Source organism: Halomonas heilongjiangensis, from assembly GCF_002879645.1.
GTDB lineage: Bacteria > Pseudomonadota > Gammaproteobacteria > Pseudomonadales > Halomonadaceae > Halomonas > Halomonas heilongjiangensis.
The window spans coordinates 1-12056 of the sequence record NZ_PNRE01000044.1 but is presented as its reverse complement, the minus strand read 5'-3'; the positions used below and the strand labels follow the sequence as shown (position 1 = coordinate 12056).

Genomic DNA, 12056 nt, shown 5'->3' with positions numbered 1-12056 from the left:
GCATTCCCATGACCCCATCCCGCTCGCTCTCCCGCCCCCTGGACGATATCGCCTTCATCGACCGGGCCCGCGATCGCCTGACCTTCCTCTACGGCCCCCGCGCCGAGGAGGTGCTGCGGCGCCTGCTGACCCTGCTCTCGCACCGGCGTGGTGCAATGCCGGTTCATGACGGCAGCGAACCGGTGCCGCTGTGGAGCGAGCGCGACCAGTGGCTGATCACCTACGGCGACAGCCTGCTCGATGGCGACCGGCCGCCACTGGAGGCGCTCGAGGCCTTCCTCGAGGCGCGCCTGCCGGACTCCTTCAGCGGCATCCACCTGCTGCCCTTCTTTCCCTGGAGCAGCGACGACGGCTTCTCGGTCATCCACTATCGCGAGGTCGACCCGGCACTCGGTGACTGGTCGCATATCCGGCGGCTCGGCGAACGCCGGGACCTGATGGTCGACCTGGTGCTCAACCACGTCTCCCGGGAGTCGCTGTGGTTCGTCGACTACCTGAGCGGCAGCCTGCCGGGACGCGACTTCTTCATCGAGATGGATCCGGCCACCGACCTCTCGGCGGTGGTGCGCCCGCGCAGCAGTCCGCTGCTGGTGCCGGTGTCGACCCGACGCGGCACCCGCCACCTCTGGGCGACCTTCTCCGAGGACCAGATCGACCTGAACTTCGCCAACCCCGACGTGCTGCTGGAGTTCGTCGGCATCCTGCTCTTCTACCTGGAACAGGGCGCCCGGATCATCCGCCTGGACGCCATCGCCTACCTGTGGAAGGAGGCCGGCACCCCCTGCATCCATCTGCCCCAGACCCATGAGGTGGTGCGGCTGCTGCGCGCCATCGTCGATCACATGGCGCCGGGCACCCTGTTGCTCACCGAGACCAATGTCCCCCATCGCGAGAACCTCGGCTACTTCGGTCTTGATCGTCTTTCGGACGGGGGTCTCGATCGTCTCCCCTCTCCCCCCGACGAGGCCCATCTGGTCTACCAGTTCCCCCTGCCACCGCTGCTGCTGCATACCCTGACCAGCGGCGAGGCCGGCACCCTGGCCCGCTGGCTCGAGAGCCTTCCCGCCCTGCCCCCTGGCTGTAGCTACCTCAACTTCACCGCCAGCCACGACGGCATCGGCGTACGGCCGCTGGAGGGCTGGCTACCGCCCCACGAGATCGAGGCACTGCTGGAGCTGATGCACCGCTTCGGAGGCTTCGTCAGCATGCGCGCCGCCCCCGACGGCAGCGACAGCCCCTACGAGATCAACATCACCTGGTTCGAGGCGATGAAGGGCACGCGCCGCGGCCCGGACCCCTGGCAGGTGGAGCGATTCCTGTGCAGCCAGCACCTGATGCTGGCGCTGCAGGGCATTCCGGCGCTCTACCTGCACTCGCTGACCGGCACCCTCAACGACCACGAGGGCGTCGAACGCAGCGGGCGACTGCGCTCGATCAACCGCCGCCACTGGCAACGCGACGAGCTGGACGAGCTGCTCGACAGTCGCAACACCCCGACCCGCGAGGTCTTCCTGGCCCTCAAGCGACGCCTGGCGGTGCGCCGAGAGGAGCCCTGCTTCCATCCCGACGCCCCGCAGCGGGTGGTGCCTTCGCCCCCCGAGCTGCTGGTACTGGAGCGGGGCCCGCTGGCCGAAGGCCGCCGGCTGCTGGCGATCCACAACGTCAGCGACCGACGCCAGCCACTGGAGCTCGCCATGCTCGGCCGGCACCGCTGGTTCGACCTGCTGGAGAACACGCCCTGGGAGCGCTGCGAGAGCCTCGCCCCCTACCGCAGCCTGTGGCTGGTGCTGCCCGGCGATACCACCATCGATGACGGGTGAATACGCTGCGCTGGCCCGAAGAAAAGGGGCGGCCTCAAGTGAGGAACGGGGATGACGGCATGCTACTGTCAGCGGGACGCCCTGCCCACGACTGGAAGGACTCCGACATGCGCACCATCCCCCCCGCCCTGCTCACCGGCCTGCTGGCATTCGCCGCGGCGCCCCCGATGCTGGCCGATGGCCACTGGCCGGCCCCGGTCCGGGCGCTGGCCGACCAGGGCCTGGACATCCATGCCGAGTTCGCGGCCCCCGGCGGCCTCACCGGCTACGCCGCCAGCGCCCAGGGCCGCGAACTCGCCATCTACGTCACCGCCGACGGCGAGCATGCGGTGGTCGGTACCCTGGTGGACGCCGCGGGCAACGACCTCTCCAGCGAACCGCTCGACGAACACGTGCGCAGTGCCCGGGATGCCGAGGCGTGGGAGCGGCTCGAACGCAGCCACTGGATCCTCGACGGCGACCCGACGGCCCCGCGGGTGCTCTATACCTTCACCGACCCCAACTGCCCCTACTGCCGCCGGCTCTGGCACGAGGCCAGACCCTGGATCGACGCCGGTGAGGTGCAGTTGCGCCATATCATGGTCGGCATCCTGGCACAGGACAGCCCGGCCAAGGCCGCGGCCCTGCTGGGCGCCGACGACCCGGCCACCGCCCTGCACGAGCACAAGAGCGGCACATCGATCGCCCCCTCGGCCCAGCCCCGGGAGATCGAGGAGCAGGTCTACACCAACAACCAGCTGTTCGAGGAGTTCGGCCTGATCGCCACCCCGACCACCCTGGCGCGTGACGATGGTCGCCTGGTACGCGTCCAGGGCATGCCCGACGACGGACAACTGGTCGAGTTGATGGGTAGTGTGGCGCCTTGAGCGCCACGCCCGTCAGGCGAGCATCAGTCCCGGGCGGGAATCGCCCGGGCCACGAACCAGCCGGCGATCATCGCCATCAGCATGGCAAGCAGCGGCGCCGTCAGCCCACCAAGGGAGGCGAAGGCGGGGCCAGGACAGTAGCCCGACAGCCCCCAGCCGATGCCGAACAGGGCCGCGCCACCGATCAGCCGGGCGTCCAGGTCCTGGCGAGTCGGCAGCTGGAAGGCCTCGGCGTAGATCGGGTTGGGGCGACGAAAGACCAGCCGGTAGCCGATGAAGTTGGTCACCACGGCGCCGCCCAGCACGAACAGCAGCGTCGGGTCCCAGGCGCCGAGGAGGTCCAGGAAGCCCAGCACCCGCGCCGGGTCGGTCATGCCCGAGATGCCCAGGCCCAGGCCGAACAGCAGGCCGGCGACATAGCCCATCACGCTCCTCATGGTCTCGGTCTTCATGCCCCACCTCCGATCAGGTGCCGCACCACGAAGACGGTGACGATGGCGGTGGCCAGGAAGGTCAGGGTCGCCGCCAGGGAGCGCACCGACAGCCGCGCCAGGCCGCAGACGCCGTGGCCGCTGGTGCAGCCGCTGCCGAGCCCGGTGCCCGCCCCCACCAGCAGGCCGGCGAACAGCATCAGCACCACGCCACCGGCCGGCCGGCCGACCACCTCGCCCGGGCTGCCGGCCACGTTGCCCAGCCCGCCACCGAGCAGCATCAGCACGATAGGGCCGCTGATCAGGCCGAGCAGGAAGGTCAGCCGCCAGGCGCTGTCGCCTTTCGGCCTGGCGGTGATCAGGTTGCCGATGATGCCGCTGATGCCGGCGATGCGGCCCAGGGTGGCCATCAGCCAGGTGGCCGAGAGGCCGATCAGCACGCCGCCGATCAGCCCATGCAGGCTCGCTGTCACATCCACGATGCGTTTCCTCCGATGCGCAGTGTCATGGGTGGGCTGCCGGCGGGTCGCCGGTCGGCCCTCAGAACCGGTTGATCGGCACCTTGAGGTAGACCTGGCCGTTGTCCTCGGGCGGCGGCAGGCGACCGGCGCGCATGTTGACCTGCACCGAGGGGATGATCAGCGTCGGCATGTCGAGGGTGGCGTCGCGCTCGGTGCGCATCCTGACGAACTCCTCCTCGCTGACCCCTTCGTGGACGTGCACGTTGTGGGCACGCTGCTCGACCACGCTGGTCTCGTGCTGGTACTCCTCGCGACCCGTCGCCTTGTAGTCGTGACACAGGAACAGCCGGGTCTCGTCCGGCAGCGCCAGCACCTTCTGGATGGAGCGATAGAGGGTGCGCGCATCGCCACCGGGGAAGTCGCAGCGGGCGGTGCCGTAGTCGGGCATGAACAGGGTGTCGCCGACGAAGGCGGCATCGCCGATCACGTAGGTCAGGCAGGCCGGCGTATGCCCCGGCGTATGCAGCACCCGCCCTTCCAGCTTGCCGATGGCGAAGGTATCGCCCTCCTCGAAGAGGCGGTCGAACTGACTGCCGTCGCGGGCGAACTCGGTACCCGCGTTGAAGGCCTTGCCGAAGACATCCTGCACCACGGTGATCCTGGCGCCGATGCCGGTCTTGCCGCCCAGCTTCTCGTGGAGGTAGGGGGCGGCGGAGAGGTGGTCGGCGTGGACGTGGGTCTCGAGGATCCACTCGACCTTCAACCCCTCGCGCTGGATATAGTCGATGATCGCGTCGGCAGAACGCACGTCGGTCCTGCCGGCGGCGTAGTCGAAGTCGAGCACCGAATCGAGGATCGCGCAGGCGTTACCGTCGGGATCTCTCACCACATAGCTGAAGGTGTTGGTCGGCTCATCGAAGAAGTGGGTCACGATCGGCCTGGACATGGGAAGCACCTCCTGAATGTCGTTGCCTCACGAGATGGCGACAGCATGGATGAAAAACAAGATCTAAACTTAGTCCATTTTTTTATAAAAAGACGAAGTCAGATCTCTATGCGATCGCCATAGGCAGGAACCTCGGCCTCGATGCCGCTTTCGGCCAGGGCGGCCTTGAGCACCTGCTGGATACCCGGCTCGCCGTGGACCAGGTAGAAGCGGGGGCCGTTACGGAAGGCGCCGGCCCAACCGATCAACTGAGTCTGGCCGGCGTGGGCCGAGAAACCACCGATGGTGTGCACCCTGGCCTTCACCGCCAGGTCCTGACCGAGCACCCGCACCCGCTCGGCGCCGTCGACGAGCTGGCGGCCCAGGGTGCCGGCGGCCTGGAAGCCGACGATCACCAGGCGGGTATTGGGCTTCTCGAGGTTATAGCGGAAGTGGTGAACGATGCGGCCACCGGTGCACATGCCTGCCCCGGCGATGATGATCGCCCCGCCGTGGATGCGGTTGATGGCCATGGATTCCTCCACCGTACGGGTCAGGCGCAGGATAGGCAGGTACCGGCTGGTGTCGCCGCTGGCGGCGATGTTGAGCACCTTGAGGTCCTCGGGATCGAGCGACTTGCGCGCCCGATGGTAGAGCTCGGTGACCCGTATCGCCATGGGACTGTCGAGGAACACCAGTTGCTGGCGCAGCCGTCCCTCGTGGTAGAGCACGCTGAGGTGGTAGAGGATCTCCTGGGTGCGGCCCACGGCGAAGGCGGGGATCAACACGTTCCCGCCATCGGCATGGGCCTCCGCCAGCACCCGGGCGAACTCCTCGAGGGTCTCGTCCAGGGGGCGATGGTCACGGTCGCCGTAGGTGCTCTCCATCAGCACCAGGTCGGCGTCATGGAGCCTCTCGGGATCCTTCATCAGTACCGAACCGGGGTTGCCCAGGTCACCCGAGAACACCAGGCGCTTGATCTGGCCGCCGGAGGGGATGCCGAGCTCGACGATGGCCGAGCCGAGGATATGGCCGGCATCACGGAACACCAGGGTCGCGCCGCCGGGCAGGTTCACCGGCTGGCCGTAGCCATGGGACTCGCAGAGCGCTAGGGTGCGCTCCACGTCCTCGAGCTCGTAGAGGGGCTCGACCGGCGGCTTGTCGTTGCGCTTGCGCCACTTGTTCTCCCACTCGATGTCCTTGGCCATGACGAAGGCGGCGTCACGCAGCATGATATCGAGCAGGTCGCGGGTACCACGGGTGCAGTGGATCGGCCCTCGGTAGCCCTCGCGCACCAGCTTGGGCAGCAGCCCCGAGTGATCCAGGTGGCCGTGGGAGAGCACCACTGCCTCGAGCTGTCCGGCCAGGGCGCCGAAGGGCCTGGCATTGGCCGCATCGGCATCGCCTCCCCCCTGGTGCAGGCCGCACTCGAGCAACAGCCGGTGGGCGCCGCCGTCGCCGTCCACCTCGATTAGATAGCGCGACCCGGTGACCTCGCCGACCGCCCCCTGGAAAGTCAGTGTCGACATGGCGTCTCGATCCTTTCCCCGCGAAACCCTGCCTTCAGCATACTGGATCAGGACGGCTCGCGCGCTGCCCGATGCGGACCCGGTGGTGGGGGCTTGCGCTGGATCACACCTGGCCGGCGTTGTCGCGTTCCACGGCCTCGGCCAGGCGTTCCGGCAGATCGGGAATCGCCGCCTTGACCCGGTTCCAGCTGGGGATGAAGGGTCGCTCGCCGGGGTTGTCGAGGAAGGCACTGCCCGCCTCGAGCAGGTTGGCGGCGAACAGTTCCACCGCGCGCTCCTCGCCGTGGCGATCGAGGCTCAGGCCGTTCATCACCGCGTCGTGGTCGTAGGCCTCGATCAGATCCAGCGCCAGGCGGTAGTAGGTGGCCTTGAGGGTACGGAAACCCTCGGCGCTGAAGGTCACGCCCTGGGTCGCCAGCTTGCGGTAGAGCGCCTTGGCGATGTCCAGGCTCATGCGATTCAGCCCGCTCGAGGCGTCCTCCTCCGAGACCGGCTGATGCTTGTGATCGTAGGCGTCGGCCAGGTCGACCTGGCAGAGCCGCTTGGTCGAATAGTTGCGGTGCACCTCGGAGAGCACGCCGATCTCCAGGCCCCAGTCGGCGGGGATGCGGATACCGTCGAGCACCTCGGCACGCATGGAGAACTCGCCGGAGAGGGGATAGCGGTAGCTGTCGAGGTACTCCAGGTAGGGCAACGGACCGTGCATCTTCTTGAGCGCCCGCAGCAGCGGCGTGACCATCAGCCGCGAGACCCGGCCGTTGAGCCGCCCCTCGGCGATGCGCGGGTAGTAGCCCTTGCAGAACTCGTAGTTGAAGTGCGGATGGGCCACCGGGAAGAACAGCCGCGCCAGCATCCCGCGATCGTAGGTGAGGATGTCGCAGTCGTGCAGGGCGACCACGGCACCGCGGTGCGAGGCCTGCACATAGCCGGCACAGTACCAGACGTTGCGACCCTTGCCGGGCTGCTGGGGGGCCAGCCCCTGGGCCTCCAGCTCGGCATCCAGGGCGCGCAGCCGGGGGCCGTCGTTCCACAGGATGCGGTGGTGCTGGGGCAACGCCGAGAAGAACTCCCGGGCGTGGAGGAACTGGCCACGGTCGGCGCGATCGAGCCCGATCACCACCTCGGCGAGATAGGGTACCCGGGCGATCTCGTCGACGATGTGCGCCAGCGCCGGCCCCTCGAGCTCCGAGAACAGCGACGGCAGGATCAGGCTCATGGGCCGGCGTGCCGAGAACCGCACCAGGTCGTCCTCGAGCTCGACGAGGGGGCGGCGGGTCAGGTTGTGGAAGTCGGTGACGATGCCGTTCTGGTGGAAGTCGCTCATGCCGCCTCCCCCGGGGCTTCATGCCCGACGCGCCGATGGGTTGCTGGAGCCTCCGCCGGTATCACCCGGCGGTCGGCTCGCCCCCACCAGTAGGCCACCCCCTCGGCCCAGCCGGCAGGCCCGGTCGCCTCGCTGCGGTAGAGCGCCGGCTGCTTCGGCGACACCTCGAGCCCATGACAGCCCCGGATCACCACCGCCTGATCGACGCTCTCGAGCATGGCGATATCGTTGGGCCCGTCGCCGAGTCCCAGGCTCAGGGGGCGGCTGCCGCGCAGCGCCTGGAAGCGCTCGATCAGCCAACTCACGGCGCTGCCCTTGTGGGACTCGCCGGTGACATGCCAGAAGCGCCCACCGCGGACCAGGCGCAGGCCATCGCCCTCGAGCCCTTCCCGGAAGGCCACGAGGCCGTCGTCGTCATCGGCCCAGATCAGCGGTTCGCTGCCTTCGCGCATCCGCGCCAGTCGCGCCTCGGGTTCCGCCAGGCCGGTGAAGTCGGTCAGCTCCTCCAGCGACATCTCGCTCATGGTGGTGAAGGCGACATCGAGCCGTTCACGCCACACCGCGAGCCGCTTGCGGATGAAGCCGATGTCCACCCCCAGGGTCTTGATCACCAGGCCGTCGGGGCCGGGGCCGCGATCCAGCCGGGCGTGGCACCAGGCCGGCGGCAGCCCGGCCACGGCGCCGTTCTCGGCGATGAAGGGGGTGTCCGCCAGGCCCATGGCCCGGCGCAGCGGCACGATCTCGCTGCGGGTCTTGCTGGTCACCGGGATCACCGGCACCCCGAGCCGCTTGAGCCGGGCGAGCCAGGGCCGTGCGGGCGACCAGTCGTAGCTGTGGTGATCGAGCAGCGAACCGTCCAGATCGGTGAAGAGCAGGCGCGGGCGCAGGGCGGGGTCCTGGGTGACCGAGTCACGGGAAGCGTGCTGGGGCATGGCGTGTCCGGCTCCATGGTGGTGAACTCCCCATATTCGATGCAGGGAGCGTGCCAGTCATGGGCAATCTCGCCATGCGGTCTTGTCATGGCGGCCAGCCATTCGCCCCATGCCTGGGCACTCTCGCCCCCGACATCGAGACCCTGCGGAGGAATCCGGCACGCTACGCACCACGACGGTGCATGAAGATGAGCCAGAAGCGAGCGCAGGTTGACGCCTGCCAGCCCCACAAGCGTATCTGGATAGAAAAAATAATTTGCGAAATCCACACTTTTGGTAAATAAATGTAACTCGACGGAGTGCCGCGATGCCTTCCCATCCGGTCCAGGCCGGCAGGATCGCGGTGATCATCGCCGTCAGCGCCGGACAGCAACGCCAAACCTGCAGCGATGCAGGGACGGAAAGCCACGGGTCTCTCCCTCCTCTCGAGACAGCCGGGTTGCCTGAGCAGGGCGCCTTGAAGAACCAGAAGAACCCACAAGGCGGCGGACAGGTAACCGTGCAACGGCATGGTACCCCCTGTTCCTCCAGGGAAACAGCAGGCAATCGAGGGTCGCGAGATGACAACGTTCACGGAATTCCTGAATGGCACCGAGCTGGACAGCCAGGGTGTCTTTTCCAAGCACTACACGGCCTGGCTGGGCACGGTCGTACTCGCCGATGAGGCGGTGGGCACTTGGCTGGAGGGGCAACTCGGCGAGGAGATGCTGGAGGCCTATCAGAGCGGGGCGTTCTCGGTTCAGCTCAACCAGAACAGCGACAACGACAGCGAACTGAATGCCCCCTACCTGGACTTCGGTGGCCTGGGGCGCTTCTACCTGACCGACCTGTTCGAGGGTAGCAAGGACTCCTTCACCTGGAAACAGGGCCGGGCGGAGCAGGAACGCTGGTACTACGACGAGTATACGGCACCGGGCGGTTCCACCGAGAACCAGGCGCCTACCGATATCCGCCTGGAGATCGACCCGACGTTCGCCGACAGCCTCAAGGGGTCAAGCCCCCAGGCCTCGACGGCAGCGGGCGCCACCCTTGGCACGCTGACGGCATTCGACCCCGATGCGGGAGACACCCATACCTTCTCGATCACCGATGCAGAGAGTCGCTTCGAAATCGTGGATGGCAATGTCCTGAAGCTGAAGGAGGGGCAAGTCATCGCGGAAGGCGACGGTACCTTCACCGTGACGATCGAAGTCACCGATAGCGCCGATAACACCTATCACGAGACGTTCACCTTCAAGGCCGGTGCGACCGGCAACCCAGCACCTGGCGATCACCTCCTGGGCACCGAGGCATCCGGCGATGGCACCCTCGAGAACCCGGTGGTTGGAGACGATATCCTCTTCGGTTTCAGAGGACAGGACACCCTCAACGGTGACGGCGACACCGTCTTCGGCTCCAGCGGCGATGATGTCCTGTTCGGTGGCCAGGGCAACGACACCCTGTATGGTGGAGCCGGCAACGACCAGCTGTTCGGCGGCAACGGCGCCGACATCCTCGTCGGTGGCGCGGACGACGATATCCTCTGGGGCGGCGCTGGCGCCGATACCTTCCAGTGGATGCTGGGCGACCAGGGCACCATAGAAGTCCCGGCCGTCGACCGAATCATGGACTTCAGCGAGGCCGAGGGTGACAGCATCGACCTCAAGGACCTGCTCGGTGACGATGCCGCGCTGCTCTTCACCGAAGTGGACGGCCAGGCCGAACTGCATATCGATACCCAGGGCAACGGCGTCGACCAGAAGATCGTTTTCGACAATGCTTCCCTTGCCGACCTGCAGCTGGCCTTCGATGCCTCCGATGCGACCGACCTGGTAACCAAGATGGTCGCTAGCGGCAGCCTGATCATCGAATAGTCCAACGTTTGCCGGCGTCGGGCCCGCCACGCGTCGACGCGTGGCGGGCCTTGCGTCGTCATGGAAGCGGGTTCACCGCTCTTGACCCCGTTGGCATGCACGCTGGAAAAGCTCATTCCCTCATGTGGATTCCCTGAGATGACGAGTGTGGATTCTTTGGGGTGGCTCCTCCCCTGGAAAGTATCTAGTTTGTAACGAAACGCATCTTGTCATTCACAGTCGAGGACTGTCATGTCTCCGTTAGACGGTTCAGACGATAAACACCGTGTGGAAAACACGACCGTGTATTTCCAGCATGGCAGCGACGACTATGCCGGGGTGGTGGATACCTATCTGCACGAGACCCAACCGCGGGCCAACAGGTCATCGTCGAAAACGCTCACCGTCGACAGCGAAGAGCGCCGTGGCGAGGTGCAGGCGCTGCTGCGCTTCGACGATATCTTCGGCAGCGGTGCCGGGCAGATCCCGCCGGGCGCCATCATCCTCTCTGCCACCCTGGAACTGCAGACGACCACCTCGGGCGACGGGGCCAGGCTCCACCGCATGCTGCAGCCCTGGAGCGACGGCGCGACCTGGGACAGCCTCGAGAGCGGCATCCAGGCCGACGGCACCGAGGCGATGCGCGAGAGCGACCTCGAGACCGGCTTTCTCGAGGTCGGCACCAGCCGGCTCGACGTCACCTCGAGCCTTCAGGCCTGGGCCGACGGCCAAGCGAACCATGGCTGGGCCCTTCTGCCCCTCGGCCCAGATGGCTGGAGCTTCGACTCGGCGGAAGGCGCGGTCCCGCCCAGGCTGATCGTCGAGTACAGCCTGCCGGGTGACAGCGAACCAACCAGCGATGCCGACACGCCCCTATCCACCCAGGGGATGGCCGCCCCGGTCGAGGAGTCTACCGATGGCAGCGACCCGGCAGGCGAGCCCGACGGCGACGAGACTCTGACGACATCGCATGAGGACCCCGATGGCCAGAGGTCGAACACCTCGGGCACGGACGATTCGCAGGACACCATGGCCGACGACGATGTGGCCCTCCTCGACGACAATGTCTTCACCTTCAGCACCCAGGACGATGGCCTGACCAGCGAGTCGACATCGCTGAGCATGACCACCAGCACGACGAGCGAGCCCGTCATCGCCACGAGCCAGTTCCAGCAGGGTAGCAACGGCTATGCGGGGGTAGTGGACACCTTCCTCTACGAGGGGCAGCCCCGAGCGAACCGGGGGTCCCAGAAAACGCTCACCGTCGACAGCGAAGACCGGCGCGGCGAGGTGCAGGCGCTGGTGCGCTTCGACGACATCTTCGGCAGTGGTGCCGGTCAGATCCCGCTGGGGGCCACCATCCTCTCCGCCACGCTGGAGTTGCAGACGACCACCTCGGGTGACGGGGCCAGGCTGCACCGCATGCTCCAGTCCTGGAGCGACAGCTCGACCTGGGACAGCCTCGGCAACGGCATCCAGGCCGACGGCGTAGAGGCCATGGTGCAGAGTGACCTGAATACCGGTTTCGTCGCGGCCGGCACCACCCAGCTCGACGTGACGACCAGCCTGCAGGCGTGGGCCAATGGCCAGGCGAACCACGGCTGGGCCTTCCTGCCCCTCGGCCCCGATGGCTGGAGTTTCGACTCGGCCGAGGGATCCGTCCCGCCCAAGCTGATCATCGAGTACAGCTTCGAGGGTGGCGAGCCGGTCAACAACCCCCCGGTCGCCAACGACGACAGCGCCTCGACCCTGGAAGGCACCGCCGTGCAGATCGCCGTGCTCGCCAACGACAGCGACCCGGACGGCGATCCGCTGACCATCGGCTCGGTCACCCAGCCCGCGAACGGCAGCGTCACCATCAACCCGGACGGCACCCTCACCTACACGCCGAACGAAGAGTTCGTCGGCAGCGACAGCTTCACCTATCGCGCCTCCG

10 protein-coding genes and 1 riboswitch are annotated in these 12056 nt (G+C 67.2%); of the genes, 4 read left to right on the top strand and 6 right to left on the bottom strand.

The genetic code is table 11. The features are described from left to right. Window positions 1–8: 8 nt before the first annotated feature. Window positions 9–1820: a sugar phosphorylase gene (locus tag C1H66_RS09895; protein ID WP_102627724.1), complete on the top strand. Its 1812-nt coding sequence runs from the start codon at window positions 9–11 to the stop codon at window positions 1818–1820. Between the two features lie 107 nt (window positions 1821–1927). After that, window positions 1928–2686 carry a thiol:disulfide interchange protein DsbG gene (gene dsbG / locus C1H66_RS09890; RefSeq protein ID WP_102627723.1) on the top strand — a complete coding sequence of 253 codons (759 nt, stop codon included), beginning with the start codon at window positions 1928–1930 and terminating at the stop codon, window positions 2684–2686. A gap of 23 nt (window positions 2687–2709) precedes the next feature. Here the strand turns inward: dsbG and C1H66_RS09885 are convergent, their stop codons facing one another. The 6 genes from C1H66_RS09885 to C1H66_RS09860 all read right to left on the bottom strand — a co-directional run bounded on the left by C1H66_RS09885 (window position 2710) and on the right by C1H66_RS09860 (window position 8288). Next, window positions 2710–3138 carry a DUF6691 family protein gene (locus C1H66_RS09885; RefSeq protein WP_240618265.1) on the bottom strand — a complete coding sequence of 143 codons (429 nt, stop codon included), beginning with the start codon at window positions 3136–3138 and terminating at the stop codon, window positions 2710–2712. Next, on the bottom strand, window positions 3135–3596 hold the full coding sequence (locus C1H66_RS09880) for a YeeE/YedE family protein (RefSeq protein WP_102627722.1): 462 nt from the start codon (window positions 3594–3596) through the stop codon (window positions 3135–3137). The genes C1H66_RS09885 and C1H66_RS09880 overlap by 4 nt, the downstream gene beginning before the upstream one ends. A 61-nt stretch (window positions 3597–3657) precedes the next feature. Further along, window positions 3658–4524: an MBL fold metallo-hydrolase gene (locus tag C1H66_RS09875; protein ID WP_102627721.1), complete on the bottom strand. Its 867-nt coding sequence runs from the start codon at window positions 4522–4524 to the stop codon at window positions 3658–3660. Window positions 4525–4622: 98 nt separating this feature from the next. Next, window positions 4623–6032 (bottom strand): MBL fold metallo-hydrolase RNA specificity domain-containing protein, encoded by a 1410-nt coding sequence (locus C1H66_RS09870; protein WP_102627720.1) that lies wholly within the window; start codon window positions 6030–6032, stop codon window positions 4623–4625. Between the two features lie 103 nt (window positions 6033–6135). Continuing rightward, the gene (locus C1H66_RS09865; RefSeq protein ID WP_102627719.1) at window positions 6136–7356 is read right to left on the bottom strand and encodes a glycosyltransferase family protein; all 1221 of its coding nucleotides are present in this window, start codon (window positions 7354–7356) and stop codon (window positions 6136–6138) included. Beyond that, on the bottom strand, window positions 7353–8288 hold the full coding sequence (locus C1H66_RS09860) for an HAD-IIB family hydrolase (protein WP_102627718.1): 936 nt from the start codon (window positions 8286–8288) through the stop codon (window positions 7353–7355). Before C1H66_RS09860 ends, C1H66_RS09865 begins: the two co-directional genes overlap by 4 nt. Window positions 8289–8652: 364 nt before the next feature. Next, window positions 8653–8735: riboswitch (cyclic di-GMP riboswitch) on the top strand. 113 nt (window positions 8736–8848) lie between these two features. Between C1H66_RS09860 and C1H66_RS23410 the strand changes: the two genes are divergently transcribed. After that, window positions 8849–10141: a calcium-binding protein gene (locus tag C1H66_RS23410; protein WP_170064127.1), complete on the top strand. Its 1293-nt coding sequence runs from the start codon at window positions 8849–8851 to the stop codon at window positions 10139–10141. 282 nt (window positions 10142–10423) lie between these two features. Beyond that, window positions 10424–12056: DNRLRE domain-containing protein (locus C1H66_RS09850; RefSeq protein ID WP_170064126.1), on the top strand; the 1633-nt coding region annotated here is incomplete at its 3' end.